Source organism: Alicyclobacillus tolerans, from assembly GCF_048984885.1.
GTDB lineage: Bacteria > Bacillota > Bacilli > Alicyclobacillales > Alicyclobacillaceae > Alicyclobacillus_I > Alicyclobacillus_I tolerans.
The window spans coordinates 491,728-517,690 of record NZ_JBMGNK010000002.1 but is presented as its reverse complement, the minus strand read 5'-3'; the positions used below and the strand labels follow the sequence as shown (position 1 = coordinate 517,690).

Here is a 25,963-nt window from a genome sequence, read left to right as displayed (position 1 = left end):
CCCATATGAAAAAAGCGTCTCTACGCATAGATTTTTTATATGTGGCGATCGATAAATACTTGCTCCTGAATGCGTTTTAATCCATCTTGAATCATGCGTGCGCGAACAGCGCCAATGCCTTCAACTTCATCCAGTTCCTCTACCGAAGCCGCAAGAACATTGCTCAAGGTTTCAAAATACTCGACCAGATTCTCAATAACAGGCTGTGGCAAACGGGAAATTTTATTCAGTATGCGATATCCCCGCGAAGGAACTATCTCGTCGGCAAGATCTACATTTGCACTGTATCCCAAGAGACGAGATAAGGTAAGATCATCATGCAGTTCCTCTGTGCCGAGATCGTGAACTTTTGAAAGAATTTGATGCGGTGTAACTTCAGCATCTGTAACAGCAAAATCTTTAACCAGCAAGTATGCTTCTTCATCCACCCGCGAAACCAATTCATCTAGCTGCATGGAAATGAGGCGACCCTCACTGCCAAGCTCTGTAATATAACGGCGAATTTCTGCTCGCACCCTTAAAACCATTTCAAAACGTTGTAAAACATTGGTCACCTCATGCAAAGTTACCAATTCTTCGAATTCGAGAGCACTGAGATTGGTTAATGCCTGATCGAGCACTGCTTTATATTTTTCAAGTGTCTGAATGGCCTGATTTGCCTTTGTCAAAATGACACCAATATCTTTCAGGCTATACTTGAAAGATCCGTGATAAAGCGTAATTACATTGCGCCGTTGCGAGATGCAGACAACCAATTGATTGGTTTGCTTGGCGACTCGCTCGGCTGTACGATGGCGCGTGCCTGTCTCCGACGTCTGAATCGTATGATCTGGATTGAGATTCGTGTTAGCATAAAGCACACGTTTCAAATCGTCGCTGACTATAATGGCGCCGTCCATTTTAGCCAGTTCGTAAAGGCTGGCTGGCGTGAGTTCGCATTGTATAGAAAAACCTCCATCCATAATGGACAGAACGGTATCGGAGGCACCCACCACAATCAGACCGCCCGTTTTTGCACGCAGGATGTTTTCTATCCCTTCCCGAAGCACTGTCCCTGGCGCGACCATGCGCAAAATTTTAGTAACCATGGCCTCGCGCTTTGCGTCTTCCCGCATATTTTCACCCCAAAAAGGCTAAATTCAACGCATCTACAACCGACTGAACACCTACTACTTCAATGCTTCCATGCCTGCGTGATACGCTCTGTCCATTCTGACGAGGTACTATGCAGCGTTCAAATCCAAGCCGCTCCGCTTCCTTGATGCGCTGTTCAAGTTTGGAAACCCGCCGTACTTCACCCGTCAGACCAATTTCCCCTAAAAAAACATCCCCTGTAGGCAATGGACGATTGCGGTGACTTGAAACCAAAGCCATCGCCATTCCCAAATCCAAAGCGGGTTCATCACACCGAACACCGCCAGCTATATTGACATATGCATCCGATGTCTGTAAATGCATGTCCAGTCGTCTTTCCAACACTGCAAGTAACATATTCATTCGCAATCCGTCAGCACCAGTCGCCAAACGACGCGGTGTCCCAAAACTGGACGTTGCAACAAGCGCCTGTATTTCCAGCATCAGTGGACGACTACCTTCCAATGCAACAACCACGGCAGAGCCTGGCGTCTTGGTTGGCCTTTCTGCTAGAAAAAGCTCAGACGGATTGACGACTTCTTGCAAACCATTTTCCCGCATCTCAAATACTGCCAGTTCATTCGTGGAACCAAAACGATTCTTGACAGCACGCACGACACGTTGATCATGATGCCGATCACCCTCAAAGTATAGTACCGTGTCAACCATATGTTCAAGCACGCGCGGACCTGCCAACATTCCATCCTTAGTGACATGACCAACAATACAAGTTGCTATTCGATTTTGTTTGGCTACTCGCATGAGCAGTCCTGTACACTCCCTGACTTGTGAAACGCTCCCAGCTGCTGATGATAGAGAAGGTAGATAGACTGTCTGAATAGAGTCCACAATCATGAACTCTGGTCGCATCTCCTCTACCTGCTGCAAAATGATATCGAGATCGGTTTCAGCCAATACATAGAGACTTTGAGCCAACGCTCCCAGCCGCTCAGCCCGCATCTTAATTTGTGCCGCAGATTCTTCCCCAGATACATAAAGCACTCGCTTCCCCTGCTGTGAGATATGATAGGCAATTTGTAAAAGAAGCGTTGATTTACCTATACCTGGATCTCCTCCGAAGAGCAGCAACGAGCCTGGTACGATACCTCCACCGAGTACAAAATCCAATTCGCGCAGTCCGCAGGATGAGCGTTCTTCCGTATGACCTTCAATATCCACAATCGATGTCCGGACAACACCAATGTTTGCCGCTGCAAATTGCGGCCGACGCTTATCTGGAAGCGACATTCGCTCTTCATCGAATGTGTTCCATTCACCGCAACCCGGACATCGCCCCAACCACTTGACCGACTCGGTGCCACATTCGCGACAGACAAACTTTGTTTTGACTTTGACCAACCAACCTCACTCCAACCGTTACCCTACCTATTGCTATCCTTCATCATAACGTATCTAGACAAATTGTCGATAAAAGGTTGTCAAAGTATGTCTCAAAAAATAATCCGGCAGGTTTTCCTGCCGGACTTTTCATATGGAACTCAACTTATACTAAACTGGTTTCGTCAGCTGGCTGTAATTGCAAACCATCCGTGCCCACACCAATTTTTACGCGTTGTCCCTTCTTGAGCATGCCTGACAAAAGCGCCTCAGACAATTTATCTTCAATATGGCGTTGGATAGCGCGTTTTAACGGTCGAGCTCCGTATTGTGGATCAAATCCCTCTTTTGCAAGGAACGCCTTAGCTTCGTCTGTTAGCGTAAATTCTATATCTTGCTCGCGTAGACGTTTCTGCAGGTCAATAACCATCAGATCCACAATATGGCCAATCTGGTTCTCATCAAGTGGATGAAAGACAATGATTTCGTCGATCCGGTTAAGAAACTCTGGACGGAACGACCTTTTCAAATCATCCATTACTTTATTTTTCATACCTTCATATTCACTGCTTCGATCTGGCTTGAATCCAAGTGTGCCACCTTTGCGTACTGACTCGGCTCCAACGTTTGAAGTCATGATGATAACCGTGTTCCGAAAATCTACTGTCCTTCCTTTACCGTCAGTCAAGCGACCATCATCCAGTACTTGGAGCAAAATATTGAAAACTTCAGGATGTGCTTTTTCAATTTCGTCAAGTAAAACCACAGAATAAGGTTTACGCCGAACTTTTTCCGTCAGTTGACCACCCTCGTCAAATCCGACATAACCTGGAGGTGCACCGACGAGACGCGCCGTCGAGTGACGTTCCATGAATTCCGACATGTCAATTCGAATCATGGCGTCCTCATCGCCAAACATGGACTCGGCAAGCGCCCGTGCAAGTTCTGTCTTACCAACCCCGGTCGGCCCAAGAAAGATAAATGAACCAATCGGCCGCTTCGGATCTTTTAATCCAGCCCGCGCACGACGAATTGCACGAGCAACCGCTGTCACCGCTTCTTCTTGACCAACTACGCGGTTATGCAAAACATTCTCCATATTCATCAGCCGATCCGATTCTTCTTGTGCCAACTGTTTCACCGGGATTCCCGTCCACGAAGCAACAATGTGCGCAATATCGTCAGCCGTCACTTTGACATCATGATGATCTTGGTTTTTCTGCCATTCATTCTTCAGAGACTCCAATTCTTGTTTCAGCTTTTGTTCCTGATCGCGCAATGCAGCAGCTTTTTCAAACTCTTGAGCCTGCACTGCAGCATCTTTTTCACCGCGTATTTTTTCTAATTTTTTCTCTAATTCCTTAAGATTCGGTGGGGCCGTATGCGTACGCAAGCGCACACGCGAACCTGCTTCATCAATCAAGTCAATCGCCTTATCTGGAAGGAATCTATCTGTAATATATCGATCTGACAGTCGTACAGCTGCTTCTAACGCCTCATCGGTAATTTTCACACGATGATGGGCTTCGTATCGGTCACGTAGTCCGTGTAAAATTTGAATGGCTTCCTCAGGTGTAGGCTGATCCACAGTGATGGGCTGAAAGCGGCGTTCCAGTGCTGCGTCTTTTTCAATATGCTTCCGGTACTCATCCAATGTTGTCGCGCCAATACACTGCAATTCACCGCGAGCTAACGCCGGTTTAAGAATATTGGAAGCGTCAATCGCACCTTCTGCGCCACCTGCACCAATCAATGTATGCAATTCATCAATGAAAAGGATGACATTACCCGCCTGACGAATCTCTTCCATAATCTTTTTCAAACGATCTTCAAACTCACCGCGATACTTGGTTCCTGCTACGACAGTCCCCATATCGAGTACCATGACACGCTTGTTACGCAGTGTCTCTGGAATATCCCCCAACACTATGCGCTGTGCCAAGCCTTCTGCAATAGCAGTTTTACCCACACCTGGTTCGCCAATGAGGACTGGATTATTCTTGGTTCGACGCGACAAAACTTGAATCACACGTTCAATTTCTTCAGCCCTGCCAATCACCGGATCGAGTTTCCCATCTCTTGCCATTTGCGTCAAATCGCGTGCTAAATTGTCCAGGGTCGGAGTTCCAGCAGAATTTTCTTTTTCCGAACTCAAATCTGCTGCATCCCCGCCGAGCAATTGCAGTACCTGTTGGCGAGCCTTGTTCAGGCCAACACCCATATTGTTTAAAACTCTAGCAGCCACACCTTCTCCTTCTCGGATCAGTCCGAGTAAAAGATGCTCTGTCCCAACAAAGCTATGATTCAATTTGCGAGCTTCATCAATAGAGAGTTCAATGACTTTTTTGGCTCGCGGTGTATAGGTAAGTCCAGAAATTGCCCCTTGACCTTGGCCAATCATTTTTTCAACTTCTGTCTGCACTTTCTCCGTACTGACTCCAAGCGCTGCTAAAGCTTTGGCTGCTATACCTTCACCTTCGCGCACCAATCCTAGCAAAATATGTTCCGTCCCTACACCAGGATGGTGAAGACGGGTTGCCTCTTCTTGAGCAAGTGCCAATACTTTTTGAGCTCGTTCAGTAAATCGTGCATACATAGTTAACGCACCTCCGAATCATCAAGTCTCAAACGTTCGCGGATAAGCGCCGCGCGACGTACATCCCGTTCCCCGGGAGATAAATCTTCATGAAAATATTTTTGTAAAAAGGCTGGCTGGGTCATCACCATCAATTCCTTTAAAATGCCCGCCGACACACCTTTCAAAATACCGAGATCGATACCTAACCGAACGTCCGACAGACGTTCCAGCGTCTCTTTGGAATCCATTCTGCGCGCATAGGCGAGAATTCCAAAAGACCGACAAATACGATCTTCAAGAGCTTCCCGGTTTTGCTGAAGCAGCATTTTGCGAGCTGCACGCTCATGATCAATCAGTTGTTGTACAACACTTGACAAGTTTCCAATAATTTCTTCTTCCGTCTCGCCTAATGTAATTTGATTGGAAACTTGAAATAGATTGCCGTAGGACTCGGTTCCTTCGCCATAAATTCCTCTGACCGCGAGCCCGACATGCGAGACGGCATTTAACAATCGCTGAATATTCCCTGATAAAACCAACCCTGGCAAGTGCATCATGACCGAAGCCCGTATGCCTGTTCCTACATTGGTTGGACAAGCGGTTAAATAGCCAAATCGCTCATGAAACGCGTACATTACATTTTGTTCAAGCGCATCGTCTACGGAACTTGCTAATTGCCAGGCGTCTTGCAATCGGAATCCCGGCATAATTACCTGAATCCGCAGATGATCTTCCTCATTAATCATAATGGAGATGACTTCATCTTCACGTAGAACGACGGCTCCATGCTTGTACGACTCAGCTAAATCTGGACTGATGAGGTGTTTTTCTACAAATACTTGGCGATCAATGGCACTTAGATCCTTGCAGTTAATCCACTCAAAGTTACCCAGTTTTTGCATACTAGGATGCTGTACAGCAGTATGAATAGACTCCAACACCTGATGCGCATGAGAGTCTGTCTGGAGTATAGGAAAAGGCATCCCTTGCAAATTGCGTGCCACACGGATACGACTCGTTAAAATAATATCGTCTTCCGGACCGCCTTCTTTCATCCAGCGGCTGGTCGCTCTTTGCAAAAAATCACCGAGTGACATGCTGCTTCATCTCCTTGCTTCGCAGTCTTTTCAGCCTTTCATAAGAGCATTGACCGCGTTCATTCTCCCATCTGCGATTCGAGAGCGCGAATTTTGTCACGCAACTGCGCAGCTTGTTCAAACTGTTCTGCAGCTACTGCTTGTTGTAGTTCTCTGCGCAAAGTTTCCAGCGTCTTGCGCATTTTCACACGCTCTCCCGATTTATTGGGAACTTTTCCTGTATGCATGGTGTTACTTTGGATACGTCGGAGCAACGGCTCCAGACGCTGTTCAAAGTTGTCATAGCATTCCGGACAACCAAATCGTCCTACTTTGCTAAACTGGGCGTATGTCATACCGCAGTTTTGGCATTGCACTTGTGTGGAAACACTTGGTGAACTCACCCCTGTCGGTGACTCCATATTCAGCAGTCCACTGAGCAACTGATGAAAATCAAATGGATTTTGACCCCCTGTAAACTGGGTCAAAAAATCGCCACTCTCTTTTGCGCATTGTTCACAAAGATGTAGGGCACTTAATTTACCGTTGATAATTTGATTGACATGAACATTCGCTTGTCGTTCATGACATTTTTGACATAGCACGAATATCCCTCCTAAACGGAGTGAGACTGAGAGCATTAATCTGTTTGACGCTTTTCTTCCTCATTGCCGTTTTCCATCAAAAAAACCTGCAAGACAAATTTCAGCAATCTGGATCGAAGCCTGTCGCGTATGGGAAGATCGACAGCCAGAACTTCCCTTTTCACCATCATACGCAGCAAGTTTGCCTCTCTCTCCGTCATGACTTGTTCCCTTTCCAAGCGCTCAATCATATCTTCTGCTTCTCTTTGACTTATCTCGCTCGGCCAATCTTGTAAAACCTGCATAAGCGGATCGTCAAGAGATTCAATTTGGCGAATTCGAATATATCCTCCTCCACCTCGCTTGGATTCCACAATGTACCCTTTCTCAAGTGTAAATCGGGTACTGATGACATAATTGATTTGCGACGGAACACATTTAAAGAGATCGGCCAACTCGCTGCGTTGCAATTCAATAATGCCATTGCAACTTTGATTCATAATGGATTTCAAGTGACTTTCGATGATATCTGTAATATTTCTAGCCATGCAGACCTCCCTGCCCACTGTTGCAAGATGTTTGCTTAGCAACGGTTCATCAAACAATATCAGAAGGGAACAAGCCATTAAATAAGAAACGTGTATGCTGTTTGGTAAACGTGTAATGGGAATTCTTTTTGACTTTGACTTTCCTTGACTTTATTATATCACGTCGGGTTTGATATGCAAGGGTTGGTTAAAAAAGATATAATCCAATACCTTTTAGAATTCCCTATACCGTTTTTTGCTATACTGAATCGCATACATGTTTAGCTGTGGAAGGAATTGCAGATCATTGCAAGTTAATCATATTGGCAGTAAACTTTTCGATACATGCAAACTTTGTCGAAAAGAAAGTTCGAACATTGAACACTCCATGATTAGGTGTATTCAATGGATAAGGAAAGGTTGAATTCGTCGATGTCCTCCAGCAAACATACTGAAATTGCCCAAGCAGCCGTCAGGTTGTTTGAACAAAAGGGTTACAGAGCTACATCCGTTCAAGATATTGCCGATGCCGTAGGATTGCAAAAAGGCAGCTTATATCACTATATTCACAGCAAAGAAGACCTATTGATGCAGATTGCTCATCAGGCCATCAGCGAGTTCAACCGAACATTAGAAAAAATTAACCACGAAAATATTTCTCCTCAAAAAAAATTAGCAAAGATGATTGAAAATCACCTCACTATTTCCGCCGTCAACCGAGAAGCCATTACTGTACTCTTGCGAGACGCGTTTGCGCTAGAAGAAACTCAACACCGTACAATCATTGAATTAACCGATAAATATACTGATCTCGTTACGTCCATACTCCAAGAAGGGCAACAAAAAGGCGAGTTTTCTGTGAAACACCCTAAGATTTCTGCACTTGCCATACTGGGAGCCTGCAATTGGCTATATCGTTGGTATCAAACTGATGGTTCTCTTACGGTTCAACAAATTTCGCAGATTTTTGCTGATCTCTTTTTAAATGGACTGCTCAGCGACTAAATTCAAATATCGTGATATAAAAAAACTCCTACCGAGATACCCCATTACGGCAATCCTAAGATAGGAGGTTTTTTATTGTTTACATTTAGTGCTTACATCCAAGCAAAGAAAAAGTGGCTGTAAGGCAGAGTCCCCAAGGAGGGAAACTCCACACTTAACAGCCACCTGTACTCCTGTTGCCTGGCAACGACCTAGGTTCCCAGGGGTCTTCACCCCAAGTATGCTCGGCGCTGGAGGTCTTCACGGTCGTGTTCGGGATGGGTACGCGTGTATCCCCTCCGCTATGGTCACCAGACTCTTCTTTCCTTTCCAACTGTCTCAGCAAGAGGGGCTTTCCTTGGTGAAGGCCTCGACCGATTCGTATCCGTCCGCTCCACGCCTCACGACGCTTCCACGCCGGACCGATCTACCTTATCGTCTATAAGGGGTCTTCCTTCCTTGACGGAATGGGATACGTTATCTTGAGGCAGGCTTCGCGCTTAGATGCTTTCAGCGCTTATCCCTCCCCGACTTGGCTACCCAGCTGTGCCCTTGGCAGGACAACTGGTCCACCAGCGGTCGGTTCATCCCGGTCCTCTCGTACTAAGGACGAACCCTCTCACGTATCCTCCGCCCACGGCAGATAGGGACCGAACTGTCTCACGACGTTCTGAACCCAGCTCGCGTACCGCTTTCATGGGCGAACAGCCCAACCCTTGGGACCGACTTCAGCCCCAGGATGCGATGAGCCGACATCGAGGTGCCAAACCTCCCCGTCGATGTGGACTCTTGGGGGAGATCAGCCTGTTATCCCCGGGGTAGCTTTTATCCGTTGAGCGATGGCCCTTCCACGCAGTGCCACCGGGTCACTAAGCCCGACTTTCGTCCCTGCTCGACCTGTCCGTCTCGCAGTCAAGCTCCCTTGTGCCTTTACACGCCCCGCGCGGTTTCCATCCGCGCTGAGGGAACCTTTGGGCGCCTCCGTTACCTTTTAGGAGGCGACCGCCCCAGTCAAACTGTCCGCCTGACACTGTCCCCACACCCGATTCAGGGTGCCAGGTTAGAAGACTAGCATCTCAAGGGTGGTATCCCAACATCGACTCCACACAGGCTGGCGCCCATGCTTCTGTGTCTCCCACCTATCCTGTACATGACATGCCCGTCTCCCATATCAAGCTACAGTCAAGCTCCACGGGGTCTTTCCGTCTAGCCGCGGGTAACCTGCATCTTCACAGGTATTACAATTTCACCGGGTCTCTCGTTGAGACAGCGCCCAAGTCGTTACGCCTTTCGTGCGGGTCAGAACTTACCTGACAAGGAATTTCGCTACCTTAGGACCGTTATAGTTACGGCCGCCGTTTACTGGGGCTTCAATTCAGAGCTTCGGGCTCTCGCCCTCACCCCTCCTCTTAACCTTCCAGCACCGGGCAGGCGTCAGCCCCTATACTTCGCCTTTCGGCTTCGCAGAGACCTGTGTTTTTGCTAAACAGTCGCTTGGGCCTTTTCACTGCGGCTCTTCTTCAGAGCGCCCCTTCTCCCGAAGTTACGGGGCCATTTTGCCGAGTTCCTTAACGAGAGTGCTCCCGCGCGCCTCCGTGTTCTCCACGCGCCCACCTGTGTCGGTTTCCGGTACGGGCAGATGCATTCTCCCTAGAGGCTTTTCTTGGCAGTGTGACCTCGAGCGCTTCGGTACTCTTCTTCCCTCCCCATCACCGCTCAGAGTTCTCGCCGCGCGGTTTTCCCTGCGCGACCCCCTTGCGGATTGGACGGCCTCTTCCATCCGGCCGCTCGCTCTAGCCTCCTGCGTCACCCCTTCAGTCATGCAAATCCATCTGGTACGGGATTCTCAACCCGTTCTCCTTCGACTACGCCTCTCGGCCTCGCCTTAGGTCCCGACTAACCCTGGGTGGACGATCCTTCCCCAGGAAACCTTGGGCTTTCGGCGGAGGGGATTCTCACCCCTCTTTTCGCTACTCATACCGGCATTCTCACTTCCATAACCTCCACCTTCCCTCTCAAGAAGGCTTCTCCGCTTATGGAACGCTCCCCTACCCTGTGGTCTTCCCACAGCCATAGCTTCGGTGTGTGGTTTAGCCCCGTTACATTTTCCGCGCAGCGTCACTCGACCAGTGAGCTATTACGCACTCTTTCAATGATGGCTGCTTCTAAGCCAACATCCTGGTTGTCTATGCACCGCCACATCGTTTCCCACTTAACCACCCTTGGGGACCTTAGCTGTTGGTCTGGGCTGTTTCCCTCTTGACTACGGATCTTAGCACTCGCAGTCTGACTGCCACGGTTCAATGAAACGGCATTCGGAGTTCGACGGAGCTTGGTAACCCTGGTCGGGCCCCGCACCCCATCGGTGCTCTACCTCCGTCCCTCATCCGTGACGCTAGCCCTAAAGCTATTTCGGGGAGAACCAGCTATCTCCGGGTTCGATTGGAATTTCTCCCCTACCCCCAGTTCATCCCCCGGCTTTTCAACGCCGGTGGGTTCGGGCCTCCATGCGGTGTTACCCGCACTTCACCCTGACCAGGGGTAGCTCACCCGGTTTCGGGTCGATGGCAATCAACTTCTCGCCCTCTTCAGACTCGCTTTCGCTTCGGCTCCAGCTTCCCTGCCTTAACCTCGCTCATCACCATCACTCGCCGGTTCATTCTACAAAAGGCACGCCGTCATCCTTTCGGACTCCGACTGCTTGTAAGCACACGGTTTCAGGTTCTCTTTCACTCCGCTCCCGCGGTTCTTTTCACCTTTCCCTCACGGTACTCTCCGCTATCGGTTGCCAGGGAGTATTTAGCCTTAGGAGGTGGTCCTCCCGGATTCCCACGGGGTTCCTCGTGTCCCGCGGTACTTGGGGCCTGCGCTACCTCCCTCGACAAGCTTCGCCTACGGGGCTCTCACCCGCTCCGGCCGACCTTCCCATGTCGTTTGGCTCCCTTGTCTCCTTCGGCCCAGGCAAGACCCTGCCTGGCTGCGCATCCCCTCTACCCCATGATGGCAACGGGGGTCCCCTTCTCCACCATCATGGTTTAGGCTCTTCCGCGTTCGCTCGCCACTACTTGCGGAATCACTCTTGTTTTCTTCTCCTCCAGGTACTGAGATGTTTCAGTTCCCCAGGTTCCCTCCGTCTATCCTATACATTCAGATAGCGGTACCGGCCCATCACGACCGGTGGGTTCCCCCATTCGGACATCCCTGGATCTTCGCTCGCGTACAGCTCCCCAAGGCATTTCGGTGTTCGCCCCGTCCTTCTTCGGCTCCTGGCACCTAGGCATCCTCCGTGCGCCCTTTCTACCTTCACCTTGCTTCCCTCTTGCTGATTCAGTTCTCAAGGTCCTTCGAGCTTATCCCTCTCTCAAGGCATAAGTAGCTTTCGCTAAGTTCTCTCCCGAGAACCCTCAAAACTAAACACGCACGCCTCTCCACCAAACCCCTCTCTCTTCCCTAGAAAGGAGGTGATCCAGCCGCACCTTCCGATACGGCTACCTTGTTACGACTTCACCCCAATCATCGACCCCACCTTCGGCGGCTGGCCCCCTTTCGGGTTACCCCACCGACTTCGGGTGTTGCCAACTCTCGTGGTGTGACGGGCGGTGTGTACAAGGCCCGGGAACGGATTCACCGCGGCATGCTGATCCGCGATTACTAGCAATTCCGGCTTCATGCAGGCGAGTTGCAGCCTGCAATCCGAACTACGAGCGGTTTTCAGGGGTTCGCTCCAGATCGCTCTCTCGCTTCCCGTTGTGCCGCCCATTGTAGCACGTGTGTCGCCCAGGACATCAGGGGCATGATGATTTGACGTCATCCCCGCCTTCCTCCGACTTGCGCCGGCAGTCACCTGTGAGTCCCCACCTCTACGTGCTGGTAACACAGGTCAAGGGTTGCGCTCGTTGCGGGACTTAACCCAACATCTCACGACACGAGCTGACGACAACCATGCACCACCTGTCTCCTCTGCCCCGAAGGGACCTACCATCTCTGGTATCGTCAGAGGGATGTCAAGCCCTGGTAAGGTTCTTCGCGTTGCTTCGAATTAAACCACATGCTCCACTGCTTGTGCGGGCCCCCGTCAATTCCTTTGAGTTTCAGTCTTGCGACCGTACTCCCCAGGCGGAGTGCTTATTGGGTTTCCTTCGGCACTGAGGGTGGTACCCCCCAACACCTAGCACTCATCGTTTACGGCGTGGACTACCAGGGTATCTAATCCTGTTTGCTCCCCACGCTTTCGTGCCTCAGCGTCAGTCACTGTCCAGCAAGGCGCCTTCGCCACTGGTATTCCTCCACATCTCTACGCATTTCACCGCTACACGTGGAATTCCCCTTGCCTCTCCAGTACTCAAGTCCTACAGTTTCCAAGGCATTCCCAAGGTTGAGCCCTGGCCTTTCACCCCAGACTTGCAGAACCGCCTACGCACCCTTTACGCCCAGTGATTCCGGACAACGCTTGCCCCCTACGTATTACCGCGGCTGCTGGCACGTAGTTTGCCGGGGCTTCCTCTCGGGGTACCGTCTCGCAAAGAGCATTCCCTCTCCTTGCCGCTCTTCCCCCTTGACTGAGCTTTACAACCCGAAGGCCTTCCTCGCTCACGCGGCGTTGCTCCGTCAGGCTTGCGCCCATTGCGGAAGATTCCCTACTGCTGCCTCCCGTAGGAGTCTGGGCCGTGTCTCAGTCCCAGTGTGGCCGGTCACCCTCTCAGGTCGGCTACGCATCGTCGCCTTGGTAGGCCTTTACCCTACCAACTAGCTAATGCGCCGCGGGGTCCTCTCTCAGCGATGCCGTAGCATCCTTTCCCGCATCAGGCATGCGCCCCATGCGCCTATCCGGCCTTAGCACCCGTTTCCAGGCGTTATTCCGGTCTGTTAGGCAGATTCCCCACGTGTTCCTCACCCGTCCGCCGCTGGTATCTCTCGATACCCGCTCGACTTGCATGTATTAGGCACGCCGCCAGCGTTCGTCCTGAGCCAGGATCAAACTCTCAATGTCTAATTCCTTCTCCCTCGCTCTCTCGAGCTCGGGCACTTCTTCTCTGGCGTTTGGTGATTCTTGTGCGTGTTTAGTTTTCAAGGTTCTCTCGCTGCCAAGGCTCTCTTTCGCGTCCCCTCTTGCAGCGACAGCGACTATCTTACCTCCCTCCGAACTTTTTTGCAACCCCTTTTTCAAAAAAATAATCATGTATTTTTTTCCATCTAATTTATCGGTTTACAAAGAACTTGTGCATTGCTCCAATGGCATGCGGGAAAAACCATAAACAAAGTTAGAGTTAATCAGTTCAGAACGCTTTTCGTCGACCACAAACTGAAAATCCACGTCCAACATATAGCGCAGCGCAATACTAGCTTCCAATCGAGCCAAAGGTGCACCCAGGCAAAAATGGATTCCATGTCCAAAAGCTACATGGCGCAAATTAGTTCTTGTAAGAATAAATTCATTGGCTTGAGGAAAAACGCGATCGTCCCGATTCGCGGATCCTATCCAGGCTACCACGAATTTTCCTGGTGGCAATATTCTTCCCGATAATACCGTTTCACTGATGGTCAATCGAGACATATTTTGCACCGGTGAACGGTAACGTAAAGTTTCCTCAACAGCCTGATCCATTAACTCCGGATTCGCTTTCAGTTGATGCCAGACATCAGGGTAATTGTGAAATGTATAAATGGCATTGGACAATAGATTGGTGGTTGTCTCATTACCCGCCACTAGAAGCAGAATACAAAATCCTAAAATGTCCATATGCGACAGTGCTTCGCCATCTATCTGTGCTTCCAGCAGTCTGCTGATTAAATCGTCCTTGGGTGATTTTTTTCGGTTCGATATAATTTGCGAAAAATACTCAATCATTTCCTGCTGAGCATTGTCATAAGTTATCTCTTCTCCGTTTTCCAAAGCATGCGAGCCAGTAACAATGGCGTCCGACCACTCTTTAAAACGCTCTTGATCGGAAGATGGGACACCGAGTAATTCGGCAATGACAATCACAGGAAGAGGATAGCTGAATTGTTTTACAAAGTCGGGGCTAGCTGATTCATGAAGATGATGAAATAATTCTTTTGTAATTTCTTGAATGCGAGGCTGAAGGGCTGCAATAGCTTTCGGCGTAAAGGCTTGAGATACAAGTGAGCGAAGTAATCGATGACGAGGAGGATCTTGACTGATTAAACTGGCCGAAATCGGATCGTATGCTTCTATATCACCTGATCGTTTTGAAGAAAAGATTGCGTAATTAGAAAGTACTTCTTTCACATCTTCGTAGCAAAACACATGCCAAACTCCCTGTTCGTCTTCATAAATTGGATGGTGTTCACGCATATATGCGTAACCATCAAACGGATTAAGCGATGGCTGTTTAAGAAAGTCGAGCATGTAAAAACCACCCTCCTGATTATTTAACTCTAAAGATACATGAAACTGCGTCACAAAATAACCCTATTGTTTCACAAAATTCCATTACAACTGACGCAAGGTCATGCTAGTCTATGTGATATAGAGAAAGCTTGATGATGTGGGTGCAAAGGGGTGTCAATTCAATCGTGGAGCAGCCCTGGAAAATTCATTTAGGCCCCAATGTCTATTTGGACTTGCGCCAGGAAGCTGTGGTACGTGATGGAATGGTCCGCAATCTATCGCGTCTGCAGTTTCGTCTGCTTCACTTCTTAGCTCAGCACCTCAATACTCCCGTCTCAACCGAATCGTTGATTGAATATGTATGGGGCCAAACTTGGGTGAGTCGTGACGAATTGTACGTCTATATCAGCCGTATTAAGCGAATTTTAGAGATTGACCCAACACGACCAGACCACCTTTTAACGGTACGGGGCTACGGCTATCTTTTACGTACCGAACCGCCCAACTATATCCCAAACATGAATCGTGACGGATGATAACTTCAAGGTTAAATTGAATTTATTAGGGGATAACCTTAACAAACTGTAAGGTTCATTTCTTCAATTGTATGATAATCTAAGACCATCCCAATTGGAATCCTGTAACCAGTATCATCCCTTGAGGACACTTTCTTAAGTGTCTATTTTTTTGGCAGTCAACAACGCTTGCGTTTAAGTGAAGTATTCAATATTCGATCCTTCAAAAAGATTGGCAATTTTTTCTTCAAAGAGCGCACGGATTTGCTGTTGTTGTTCATCACGATACACATATTTCCCTATACCGTATCTCCCCCATTTATATTGCCGATCCGTTTCCTCCATATGGAGTTTAGTCTTTGGATAATGTTTTTCAATCACTCGTTTTGCCGGTTTTGTGAATCGATGCTGAATGATTTCAAAAGTGATTTGCGCGTGATAAGAGCTGGGTATAGCTCTAGAAAGCTCCTCCAATAGCGCTGTGTATTCGTCCTGCCAACCGTCAAACAGATAGACAGGGGCAATAATAAATCCTAATGGGTACCCCGCCCGTACCACTTTACATGCCGCTTCTATGCGTTTTGAAAGCGGAGACGTGTTCGCCTCAAATTGTTTTACCATGTAGGGCGCATTGACGGAAAATCGAAAACGCGTATGACCTCCATGCTTCGCATCAAGTAAACTATCGACCCAATGATATTTCGTCACAAATCGCAATCTCCCATACGGCTGATTACCCATAAATTCAATTAACCGTCGCAAACTGCCTGTCAAGTGTTCAATACTCAGCGGATCGGACGTACATGCAGCTTCAAAACGGGTAATCTCAGGCTGGCGTTGATGGATATACATTTGTGCCTGTTGAAGAATTTCTTCTATATTCACATAAACGCGAATATAGGGCTTGGCGCCTAACGTCGTCTGCAAATAACAGTAATGGCAGTGTCCTATACACCCTGTTGCGATGGGAATTGCATACTCTGCAGAAGGTTTGGATGTATCAAATTTTAATGTTTTCCGTACCCCAACGACCAATGTTCGTTTGGCGTTTCTGTATTTTTGTAACTCTGTATCGCCTGGCAAACCTCGGATTTGGTTATGTGAGGTTGTTTCTAGTATTTCCACACCCATGGCATGAAGCTTTTCTAATATTTCTTTGCCCATTGGATATTGAAGCGCTCCGGGTTCAACATAAGCTCTGTCGGGAACGAAAATTTGCATTCAGATCACCTTGCCATCGTTATTTTGACCTATCTTGTACTCTCCCCACACATTCATGCCTTAAAATAAATGAAATTTAGTAAGATTCCTCCATCTGCAAAAAATAAAAAACGACATGCCAATGAATCTACTCATCGACATGTCGCGTTCTATTCAAAATAGATGCAAATGGTTTATGCATCGAGATCGTGCAACAAATCACGACGCAAATATTTTCCCTTCATTTCTACCGCATTCGCCAATGCATAGGCTCGTTCTGCTGCCGTTTGTGCATCTACTCCTGTCGCGGTAACTGCCAACACTCGCCCACCCGCACTCACAAGCTCTCCAGTAGATGAAAGATCTGTGCCGGCTTGAAAAATCACAGTTTGTTTGGGCCAATCCTCTATAGGCGGCAGGACAATGGTATCCCCTTTGCGCGGCGTACCCGGATAACCTTCTGCCGCCAGAATGACAGTTACTGCAGCTTCAGAGCGCCAACTCACTTGCACATCCGATAGACGATGTCTTGCTGTGGCCAGACAAACTTCTAAAAGATCTGTCTCTAGCAAGGGCAGAATTGCCTCCGTTTCAGGATCACCAAATCTCGCGTTGAATTCTACAACCTTCGGCCCATTCGCTGTGACCATTAAACCAACATACAATACACCGCAGTATACGATTCCGTCTTTTTTCAATTCAGACAAAATAGGTTGAACAATGCGCCTCGTGACTTCTTCCACATCAGTCGGTGTAAAACTAGGTACAGGCGCAAAAACACCCATGCCTCCCGTATTAGGGCCTGTGTCCCCTTCTCCAATACGCTTATGATCACGCGCAGGTAACATGGGCTGCACGAAATGTTCATCGACAAAATACATCAGCGAAACTTCTCGACCTGTCATTCTCTCTTCTAATACCACACGGGCTCCCGCTTCACTTTTCATGATTTGCTCAACAGCCGCACGTGTCTCCGCCAGGCTTTCGGCCACAATGACGCCTTTCCCTTTGGCCAGCCCATCCGCTTTTACCACCATAGCTTTTCCAGCCTTGTCCAGATAATCAAGAGCGGACTGCAAATCAGAAAAAGTGGCTGATGCCGCTGTGGGTACATGAGCTCGCTGCATCATTTCTTTGGCATACGCCTTCGACCACTCCAGACGAGCTGCCGCCTTTTTGGGACCAAACGCCAATATCCCCGCAGCTTCTAATTCATCCGCTAATCCGAGAGCGAGAGGAGCTTCCGGGCCAATCACCACCAAGCGGATGGACTTCTCCTGGGCAAAACGAACGATACCTGCCACATCTTCCTCATGGAGAGGAACTCGCGTGGCTAACTTTTCCATCCCCGGGTTGCCCGGGGCTACATATAGCTCCGGCTGTAGATTGCTTTGCGCCAGCTTCCAGATTAAAGCGTGTTCTCTGGCGCCCGATCCAATAACAAGCACCCGCAAAGTTTCAGTCAATGCCAAGCGTCTCCCTTCTCCTAACCGTCCTTGACGCAAAATGGTTGATGGTATCACTTCTCGCAGCATTCCACCTTAAAAATCGCAGTGCAACTTGGATGGTTTAGTGAAGAAAATGCCGTTCTCCTGTAAACACCATGGCAATTTGCTTCTCGTTGGCAGCCTCCACACTTTCCGCATCGCGAATAGAACCGCCAGGTTGAACAATGGCCGCAATACCTGCAGAGGCAGCGGCATCCACCGTATCTCGCATAGGGAAGAATGCGTCAGAGGCCAGCACAGCGCCAACCGCCCTGCTACCAGCTTGGCGTAACGCAATCTCTGCTGCTCCTACGCGATTGGTTTGACCAGGCCCAATGCCAAGAGTCTGAAAAGCATTAGCCACTACGATGGCATTCGATTTCACATAACGCACTGTTCTCCAGGCAAACTGCAATGCCCGCCATTCTTCCTCACTAGGCTCACGATGAGTTACGACTCTCCATGTTTCCGGGGAACTGACAAACGTATCTACTTCTTGTACCAAAAGGCCGCCGCTAACACGCCGAAAGGTTACATCACCCAGCTGATGAAGAGGCTTGGCCATATCCACGGTCAATAAACGAACATTTTTCTTACGTGCCAAAACGGCTAACGCTTCACTGGTAAAGTCAGGAGCAATAATAATTTCCAAAAATAGTTCTGCCATTTTTTCAGCCACACTGCGATTAACCACTCGATTCAAAGCAACTATGCCGCCAAAAATAGATACTGGATCGGCCTCATACGCGCGTGCATAAGCTTCTTCCAGTGTTTCACCAAGGCCAATACCGCAAGGATTCATATGCTTGACAGCAACAACCGCTGCTGTTTGCAAATCATCGAGTCCGCGCAGGATTTGAATCGCTGCATCAGCGTCCTGGATATTGTTGTACGACAATTCTTTGCCTTGTAATTGCTGAGCAGCAGCGATACTTGCCGGGGAAGCTTGCAGATCGCGATAAAAATGTGCAGCCTGATGAGGATTTTCACCATATCTCAACGACTGTTTGCTGATGGCAACATAATGAAACTGCATCGGAAACTCGGATGAAATTGACTTATCATCTGAAACTACGGCTGTATGTTCTGCACGCAGCAAATAATCTGCTACAAAACCATCATAAGCGGCTGTCACCGCAAACACTTTAGCAGCTAATTTTTGTCGATCCGTTGCGGTTAAACTGTCCTCCGCCAGCTTGTCCAAAACCCATTTGTAATCCGCCGGATCGACCAAAGGTATACAACCATGAAAATTTTTTGCTGCTGCCCGCAGCATGGAAGGTCCACCAATGTCAATCATTTCAATACATTCTTCAAACGTAGCGTCCTGACGGGATACTGTATCTGTGAAGGGATATAGATTGACAACCACCAAATCAATTGGATCGATTTGATGTTGACGCAGACTTTCTTGATGTTGCGGATGATTGCGCAAAGCAAGCAACCCTGCATGAATACGCGGATGTAAGGTTTTGACGCGGCCATCCAGCATTTCCGGAAAACCTGTATGCTCTTCCACATCCTTCACAGCTAGACCAGCATTGCGTAAGTGAGTGGCTGTCCCACCCGTAGACAAAATGCCGTAACCCAGTTCAACCAAACGCTGACAAAGCTCCACCACACCTGTTTTATCAAAAACGCTGACAAGTGCATAACGCGCCATGACACATCACCTTTCTGCTTTGAAAATCAACAGATGCTCCCGAACAAATTTAGTTCCAGACAGGTTCATCTCCAGCAATCACTTGACCGATGGGATAGGCCGTTTCCCCCGCCGCCTTGAACCATTCAAGGCAAGAAGTTGCGGATTCTTTGGGAACAACCAGCACATAACCAATGCCAAGATTCCAGACGCGCTGCACAGCACGTAAAGATAGACCGGACTGTTCCAGCAAGAACGTCATCAGAGGCGGCAAAGACCATGCGCTGGAGTCGAATTGGACGGTTAATCCTTCCGGCAAGCAACGCGGTACATTTTCAATCAACCCGCCTCCTGTGATGTGAGCCATGGCGTGAATGGGCAGACCCAAAGAGAGAGCTTCGAGCACAGGTTTGACATAAATTCGTGTAGGTTGCAGCAAGGCTTCGCCAAGACTCATCATGCTGCCAGGGAACGTCTGCGTATAAGAAAGTCGCTGATCGGCAACGATTTTACGAACGAGCGAATAACCATTGCTATGCATACCGCTACTAGCTAAGCCAAGCAGTACATGGCCTTCCTGAACAAGGCTTCCATCCACAATTCGATCACGGTTGGCAACCCCTACCGCAAATCCAGCCACATCATATTCACCAGGATGATACATACCTGGCATTTCTGCCGTCTCACCGCCAACCAGAGCACAGCCAGCCAACCGACATCCCTCTGCCACGCCTCCTACAACCGCTTCTGCCACATCCACAGACAAGCGTTCTACCGCCAGGTAGTCCAAAAAGAAAAGCGGCGTAGCGCCAGCAGTGAGAATATCGTTGACACACATGGCAACACAGTCAATTCCAATCGTATGGTGTCGATTTAGTTCAAAAGCGATTTTCAATTTTGTTCCAACACCATCGGTGCCTGAAAAAAGAACAGGTTTAGGAAAAGCCTGCAAATCGAGTTGAAACCCGCCTGCAAAACCGCCAATTCGCCCCAGCACTCCAGAAGTCTGGGTAGTCCGAGCTAAACGAGCATATCGTTTGGCCGCTTCATTGCCAGCGTCTATATCTACACCTGCCGCTTTGTATACATCTTCACTCACGCACCCCGACCGCCTTTCTCTATATAGGATGGCCTCGTTGTTGTAGCAACGAACGAACCTGTTTCGCCAGTTCCAGCCTTGTCCTTTTCTTGATCTGGCAAATCAGTGGGATAACGTCCTGTAAAGCAAGCATTACAAAAAGGCGCATGTTCTTGAGGGCCAGTAAATTGAAACGCCTCCATTAACTCTTCAACAGTCATATATTCCAGCGAATCTGCTCCCACTTCCCGACAAATCTCCTCCACACTGTGAGTCGCGGCAATCAGTTGCCGGCGAGTGGCTGTATCAATCCCATAATGGCAAGGATTCTTATATGGTGGAGAAGAGATACGCAGATGCACTTCAGTCGCACCAGCGTTTCGCAAAAGTTGTACAATGCGGCGAATGGTTGTACCGCGTACAATCGAGTCGTCAATTAACACAACACGTTTGCCATCCACGATGCCTCGCACCGCGTTCAGCTTCATGCGCACACCCATATCCCGCAATTCCTGAGAAGGTTGAATAAATGTACGCGCAATATATTTGTTTTTAATTAATCCCATTTCAAAAGGAATTTTGCTCGCTTCCGCAAATCCCGAAGCAGCAGAAATACTAGAATCAGGTACACCAATCACAATGTCACCATCCGCAGGATGGCGTTCTGCCAAAATTTTCCCAAGTTTTTTTCGCACTGCATGCACATTGTATCCGTCTATATCGCTGTCCGGACGCGCAAAATAAATATATTCAAACGTACACATGCGTCGTTGCCGCGGTTCGGCAAAACGTCTGCTGATGATCCCGTCGGATTGAATGGTAATCAATTCTCCTGGTTCAATATCGCGCAAATAACGGGCTCCAATCGTCTCCAAAGCACAGGTTTCAGACGCTAGACAGTAACTTCCATCCAGTTCACCAAGCACCAGCGGACGCAGGCCAAACGGATCGCGCGCAGCAATCAATTGGTCATCTGTCAGCATGACCAGCGCAAAACCGCCTGATATGTCTTGCAGCGCTGACTCTACAGCCGAAACCATCTCTTCTTCTCCCGATCTGGCGATGAGGTGCGCAATAACTTCTGTATCACTGGTGGATTGGAATAAACTGCCCTCCAATTCCAACCCAATTCGCAATTGACGAGCGTTGACCAGATTCCCGTTGTGGGCAATAGCAAGATGATGACGATGCGTAGCAACAGTAATGGGCTGAGCGTTTTGTATCGTATTTTCGCCCGCAGTAGAGTACCGTACGTGACCAATGGCGTTTACACCAGACAACTCTAACAATTTCCCATTGGCAAACACATCTGACACCAGTCCCAAGCCTTTGTGACTGTGCATACCGTCGACTGACATGACAGCCATGCCAGCCGCCTCCTGCCCACGATGCTGAAGCGCAATCAGCGCAAAATAAGTGAGTTCTGGAGCTTTCTCATGCTGAAAAATACCAAACACGCCACACTCTTCAACAGGCCGATCCGCTTTTTCTTCTAGATTGCTAGATATCTCCCATGCTGTTGGACAATCTTTTGATAGCATCCGCGCCTCACCTCCAAGATTGGTTCATGTTATTTTCCAGCGCTGATGTGTAAATTTTCTTTAATTCATGCAAATTAGCCTGAATAGCTGGCGATGATTCACCGTCTATAGAAATGACCAATTCACCACTGGTATTTGTTTCTCCCAAACGCAAAAGCGGCGTGTGGAGAGTGAAAGCTAAATCTTGGAGCATGTTTTCTTTGGAAGCCTGAACAGCTATCAAGAAACGACTCTGAGCTTCTCCAAACAGTACTCCGGGCAATTGAAATCCTGCTGGCAAGCTGACTGTCATACCAATCGGAGCTGTTTCTTCCACCATTTCAACAAGCGCTACTGCTAAACCACCCTCACTGATATCGTGAGCCGCTGTAATTCCTACTTCGCGAATGGCACGTTGAACAAAACGCTGCACCTTGACTTCCGTTGCCAAGTCAAATGAGGGAGCATCTCCTGCAGCTTGCTGAGCTTTCATTTGCCAGTACAGAGAGCCATCCAAACCATCCGACAAATTCCCCACCAGATAAACGGCCAAACCCGCTTCCGAAAATTCGGAAGGTGTCGCCAACTGACTGTTCTCCACCACACCAACAACGCCGACGACCGGAGTGGGATAGATATCTTCTCCACCAGTTTCGTTATAAAAAGAAACATTGCCGGAAACTACGGGTGCAGAAAGCGCTCGGCAAGCCTCACTCATGCCTTCAATAGCCTGGGAAAACTGGTACATCACTTCAGGCTTCTCGGGATTGCCGAAGTTGAGACAATTGGTGATAGCCAGTGGCACACCGCCTGCTGCAACGACATTCCGGCAGGCTTCAGCTACCGCAATGGCTCCACCAACGCGAGGATTCAAATATACATAGCGGCCATTACCATCAGACGCCATAGCGACAAGTTTCTCGCTGTCCGGCACGAGTACCAGGGCTGCGTCATAGCCAGGTCCAAAGACGGTAGAAGCCCGCACACTTGTGTCGTATTGATGATAAATCCACTGTTTTTTGGCGATTGACGGATGTGCGAGCAACTTCTCCAGTTCCAACTGATAATTGACCGGATCCGGTGGTAAAGCGACATGAGCACCTGGCGGCTCGTAAACAGCCGCAATTTCACGGTCATAAACGGGCGCTTCATCCACCAACAAACGCACAGGCACATCAGCCACAACTTCGCCGTGAAAATACAGACGAAGACGTCCGTCATCTGTGACTCTGCCCACTTCTGCCACTTGCAAATCCCACTTGCGAAGAATCTGGAAAGCCAGTTCTTCTTTTCCTTTCTCCATGACCACCAACATGCGCTCTTGCGACTCGGAAAGCATCATTTCATAAGGTGTCATCCCTGCTTCCCGACAAGGAACGCGATCGAGCATCATCTCTATACCACCGCCAGCTCGACTCGCCATTTCAGCAGAAGACGATGTCAATCCAGCAGCCCCCATATCCTGAATACCAACTACTGCGCCTGTCGCCATTAGCTCCAGACAAGCCTCCATGAGCAACTTGCCCAAAAAAGGATCGCCCACCTGCACAGCGGAACGCTCTTTGGCGTGCGGATCTTCCGCAGATGCGAATGTCGCACCGTGAATGCCATCTCGACCCGTACGACTACCAACAACAAAAACTGGATTTCCTACCCCGCTCGCCGCGCCTTTGACAATTCTGTCTGCTGGTAACTGGCCCACACACATGGCATTGACGAGTGGATTGTGTCGATAAGACGGGTCAAATACGGCTTCCCCGCCAATGGTTGGAATCCCGACGCAATTGCCGTATCCACCAATTCCAGCAACCACATTCCCGAATAAGTAGCGCGTATGTGCATCATCAAGCGGCCCAAAGCGCAGCGAATTCAAGAAAGCAATGGGTCGCGCTCCCATAGTAAAAATATCTCGCAAAATGCCACCCACACCTGTAGCGGCGCCTTGATAGGGTTCTACGGCCGAGGGATGATTGTGGCTTTCCATTTTGAAGGCAATGCCAATACCGTCGCCAATATCCACAACACCCGCATTTTCACCCGGTCCTTGTAAAACCTGCGGTCCGTCGGTAGGAAATTTTTTGAGATGAATCCGCGAGCTTTTGTATGAACAATGTTCCGACCAAAGGACACCAAACAATCCTGTTTCGAGATAATTCGGTAGGCGTCCAAGTTTTTCCACAACTTGCGCATACTCCGCATCAGTCAGTCCAAGCGAACGATAAATTCCTTCACGTTCTATCTGCTCTGCTGTAGGTTCAGTGTGCATGTGCGCCCTCCCGTTCTGTCACGTATTGATGAATGGAGCGAAATACGCCCGCTCCATCGGTAGAACGCATAAAATCGGCTACCGCCCTCTCTGGATGCGGCATGAGACCTAGCACATTGCGTTCTTTGCTAAGAATCCCCGCAATACTTTCGGACGATCCGTTTGGATTGTCGACATAACGAAACGCGACTCGATGGTCTTCCTGCAGTTCATGAAGAATAGCCGAGTCAGCAAAATATCGCCCTTCGCCATGCGCAATGGGGATACGTAATATATCTCCTGGCTGATAAGCTGCCGTAAACGGTGAACGATTGGTTTCCACACGAAGTTCCACCATTTTGCAATGAAAATGCAAGTCGCGATTTCGCAGCAGTGCTCCCGGTAACAGATGAGCTTCAGTTAACACCTGAAATCCGTTACATATACCAATAATCGGAGTTCCTTGTACCGCCTTGTCGCGCACCGCTTTCATAATCGGCGCAAAACGCGCAATAGCTCCACTTCGCAAATAATCTCCGTAAGAAAACCCTCCTGGCAAAACAATCGCATCGTAATCTGCTAATGACGTCTCTTGATGCCAGACCAGCGTAGCTTCATCTCCTGTTACACGAATAATGGCTTGTTGCGCATCCTCATCACAGTTGGAACCAGGGAAGACAATAACCGCCCATTTCATGCTTCCTGCCTCGCTTCCAAAGTGAACGTGTACATCTCCATAACAGGATTGCAGAGCACATCGCGGCAAGCTCGATCAACCATAGCTTCCGCCGATTCCTGATTGTCTGCTGTCACTAAAAATTCCATGGATTTGCCTATACGCACTTCTTCAATACCCGCAAATCCAAGTGTCAAAAGCGCCTTCTCCACCGCATTACCCTGCGGATCAAATACGCTCGGTTTCAACCAAACGCGCACTTGCGCTCGATACGTTGTCATGATTGAGCACCTCCTGTTAGCAATCGACGCAACATTTCTTGATACGCTTCTTCCACACCGCCAAGATCGCGCCGAAAACGATCCTTGTCCAATTTTTCACCTGTCTCTATATCCCAAAAGCGGCAAGTGTCTGGAGAAATCTCATCTGCCAGAAGAATTTGTCCATCCTCTGCAAAACCAAATTCCAACTTAAAATCCACCAACTGTACACCCAATTGCAGAAATTGAGCAATCAGCAAGCGGTTTACCTCCAGAGCCCGATTGCGAAGTTCTTCCACATCTTGCGGTGTTGCTATATGCAAAACTCGTATGTGGTCTTCTGTCACTAGCGGATCTCCCAAAGCATCATCTTTGTAATAAAATTCCACAATAGGTTCGTCCAAATGTGTTCCTTCAACCAATCCCAGTCGCTTGGCCATACTACCTGCAGCCAAGTTGCGCACCACCACTTCGAGTGGAATAATCTCGACTCGACGCACCAGGGTTTCGCATGCCGACACTTCCTCGACAAAATGATTGGGAACCCCGTTCTTTGCGAGATATTGAAAAAGCAAGTTGCTCATACGATTGTTAATCTCGCCTTTTCCTTTAATTGTTCCGCGCTTCTCTCCGTTAAAAGCGGTAGCGTCGTCTTTATAGCGAACCAGATAGTAGTCTGGATGATCGGTTGCAAATACTTTTTTTGCCTTGCCCTCATAGATCTGCTCCAGTACTTCCATATACGCGCAAACCTCCTTCGCAAATTG

General features: G+C 48.7%; 18 protein-coding genes and 3 rRNA genes. 2 read left to right on the top strand and 19 right to left on the bottom strand.

What is annotated here, in order from left to right:
- Window positions 1-35: 35 nt before the first annotated feature.
- From disA to ACOJUR_RS02645, 6 genes are all read right to left on the bottom strand, one after another.
- A complete protein-coding gene (disA, locus tag ACOJUR_RS02670; protein ID WP_072874920.1) occupies window positions 36-1,115 on the bottom strand; it encodes a DNA integrity scanning diadenylate cyclase DisA in 1,080 nt (359 codons plus the stop codon).
- Window positions 1,116-1,119: 4 nt separating this feature from the next.
- On the bottom strand, window positions 1,120-2,493 hold the full coding sequence (gene radA / locus ACOJUR_RS02665; protein WP_203114954.1) for a DNA repair protein RadA: 1,374 nt from the start codon (window positions 2,491-2,493) through the stop codon (window positions 1,120-1,122).
- Between the two features lie 145 nt (window positions 2,494-2,638).
- Window positions 2,639-5,068 (bottom strand): ATP-dependent Clp protease ATP-binding subunit, encoded by a 2,430-nt coding sequence (locus tag ACOJUR_RS02660; protein WP_420949188.1) that lies wholly within the window; start codon window positions 5,066-5,068, stop codon window positions 2,639-2,641.
- Between the two features lie 2 nt (window positions 5,069-5,070).
- The gene (locus tag ACOJUR_RS02655; RefSeq protein ID WP_420949187.1) at window positions 5,071-6,147 is read right to left on the bottom strand and encodes a protein arginine kinase; all 1,077 of its coding nucleotides are present in this window, start codon (window positions 6,145-6,147) and stop codon (window positions 5,071-5,073) included.
- A 59-nt stretch (window positions 6,148-6,206) separates the two neighbouring features.
- The gene (locus tag ACOJUR_RS02650; protein ID WP_203114952.1) at window positions 6,207-6,731 is read right to left on the bottom strand and encodes a UvrB/UvrC motif-containing protein; all 525 of its coding nucleotides are present in this window, start codon (window positions 6,729-6,731) and stop codon (window positions 6,207-6,209) included.
- A gap of 35 nt (window positions 6,732-6,766) precedes the next feature.
- Complete coding sequence (locus tag ACOJUR_RS02645) at window positions 6,767-7,258, bottom strand: CtsR family transcriptional regulator (RefSeq protein ID WP_420949186.1); 492 nt, start codon at window positions 7,256-7,258, stop codon at window positions 6,767-6,769.
- Between the two features lie 399 nt (window positions 7,259-7,657).
- Between ACOJUR_RS02645 and ACOJUR_RS02640 the strand changes: the two genes are divergently transcribed.
- Entirely contained in the window at window positions 7,658-8,242 is a 585-nt protein-coding gene (locus ACOJUR_RS02640) for a TetR/AcrR family transcriptional regulator (protein ID WP_420949185.1), read from the top strand.
- 178 nt (window positions 8,243-8,420) lie between these two features.
- On the opposite strand, the gene rrf is transcribed toward ACOJUR_RS02640, so the two are convergent.
- The 4 genes from rrf to ACOJUR_RS02620 all read right to left on the bottom strand — a co-directional run bounded on the left by rrf (window position 8,421) and on the right by ACOJUR_RS02620 (window position 14,591).
- Window positions 8,421-8,537: ribosomal RNA gene (gene rrf / locus ACOJUR_RS02635) — 5S ribosomal RNA — on the bottom strand.
- Window positions 8,538-8,579: 42 nt separating this feature from the next.
- Window positions 8,580-11,529, bottom strand: a 23S ribosomal RNA gene (locus ACOJUR_RS02630).
- A gap of 146 nt (window positions 11,530-11,675) precedes the next feature.
- Window positions 11,676-13,211 (bottom strand): 16S ribosomal RNA (locus ACOJUR_RS02625).
- The 16S, 23S and 5S rRNA genes sit together here, the layout of an rRNA operon.
- A gap of 216 nt (window positions 13,212-13,427) precedes the next feature.
- Entirely contained in the window at window positions 13,428-14,591 is a 1,164-nt protein-coding gene (locus tag ACOJUR_RS02620) for a cytochrome P450 (RefSeq protein WP_420949184.1), read from the bottom strand.
- A gap of 167 nt (window positions 14,592-14,758) precedes the next feature.
- Here ACOJUR_RS02620 and ACOJUR_RS02615 point away from each other — a divergent pair, with 167 nt between their 5' ends.
- Window positions 14,759-15,109, top strand: a complete 351-nt coding sequence (locus tag ACOJUR_RS02615; RefSeq protein WP_165611973.1) for a winged helix-turn-helix domain-containing protein — start codon at window positions 14,759-14,761, stop codon at window positions 15,107-15,109.
- 174 nt (window positions 15,110-15,283) lie between these two features.
- On the opposite strand, the gene splB is transcribed toward ACOJUR_RS02615, so the two are convergent.
- The 9 genes from splB to purC all read right to left on the bottom strand — a co-directional run bounded on the left by splB (window position 15,284) and on the right by purC (window position 25,936).
- Complete coding sequence (gene splB / locus ACOJUR_RS02610) at window positions 15,284-16,309, bottom strand: spore photoproduct lyase (RefSeq protein WP_420949183.1); 1,026 nt, start codon at window positions 16,307-16,309, stop codon at window positions 15,284-15,286.
- A 173-nt stretch (window positions 16,310-16,482) separates the two neighbouring features.
- Window positions 16,483-17,823 carry a phosphoribosylamine--glycine ligase gene (purD, locus tag ACOJUR_RS02605; protein ID WP_420949182.1) on the bottom strand — a complete coding sequence of 447 codons (1,341 nt, stop codon included), beginning with the start codon at window positions 17,821-17,823 and terminating at the stop codon, window positions 16,483-16,485.
- 34 nt (window positions 17,824-17,857) lie between these two features.
- Window positions 17,858-19,438 carry a bifunctional phosphoribosylaminoimidazolecarboxamide formyltransferase/IMP cyclohydrolase gene (gene purH / locus ACOJUR_RS02600; protein WP_420949181.1) on the bottom strand — a complete coding sequence of 527 codons (1,581 nt, stop codon included), beginning with the start codon at window positions 19,436-19,438 and terminating at the stop codon, window positions 17,858-17,860.
- Between the two features lie 49 nt (window positions 19,439-19,487).
- Window positions 19,488-20,516 (bottom strand): phosphoribosylformylglycinamidine cyclo-ligase, encoded by a 1,029-nt coding sequence (gene purM, locus ACOJUR_RS02595; protein WP_420949180.1) that lies wholly within the window; start codon window positions 20,514-20,516, stop codon window positions 19,488-19,490.
- Window positions 20,513-22,036 carry an amidophosphoribosyltransferase gene (gene purF, locus ACOJUR_RS02590; RefSeq protein WP_420949179.1) on the bottom strand — a complete coding sequence of 508 codons (1,524 nt, stop codon included), beginning with the start codon at window positions 22,034-22,036 and terminating at the stop codon, window positions 20,513-20,515. The genes purM and purF overlap by 4 nt, the downstream gene beginning before the upstream one ends.
- A gap of 7 nt (window positions 22,037-22,043) precedes the next feature.
- Window positions 22,044-24,281, bottom strand: coding sequence for a phosphoribosylformylglycinamidine synthase subunit PurL (gene purL / locus ACOJUR_RS02585; protein ID WP_420949178.1), 2,238 nt, complete (start codon window positions 24,279-24,281; stop codon window positions 22,044-22,046).
- Complete coding sequence (gene purQ / locus ACOJUR_RS02580; RefSeq protein WP_072873968.1) at window positions 24,271-24,957, bottom strand: phosphoribosylformylglycinamidine synthase subunit PurQ; 687 nt, start codon at window positions 24,955-24,957, stop codon at window positions 24,271-24,273. Before purQ ends, purL begins: the two co-directional genes overlap by 11 nt.
- Window positions 24,954-25,217 (bottom strand): phosphoribosylformylglycinamidine synthase subunit PurS, encoded by a 264-nt coding sequence (purS, locus tag ACOJUR_RS02575; protein WP_072873969.1) that lies wholly within the window; start codon window positions 25,215-25,217, stop codon window positions 24,954-24,956. Before purS ends, purQ begins: the two co-directional genes overlap by 4 nt.
- Window positions 25,214-25,936, bottom strand: coding sequence for a phosphoribosylaminoimidazolesuccinocarboxamide synthase (gene purC, locus ACOJUR_RS02570; RefSeq protein ID WP_420949177.1), 723 nt, complete (start codon window positions 25,934-25,936; stop codon window positions 25,214-25,216). The genes purS and purC overlap by 4 nt, the downstream gene beginning before the upstream one ends.
- Between the last annotated feature and the right edge of the window lie 27 nt (window positions 25,937-25,963).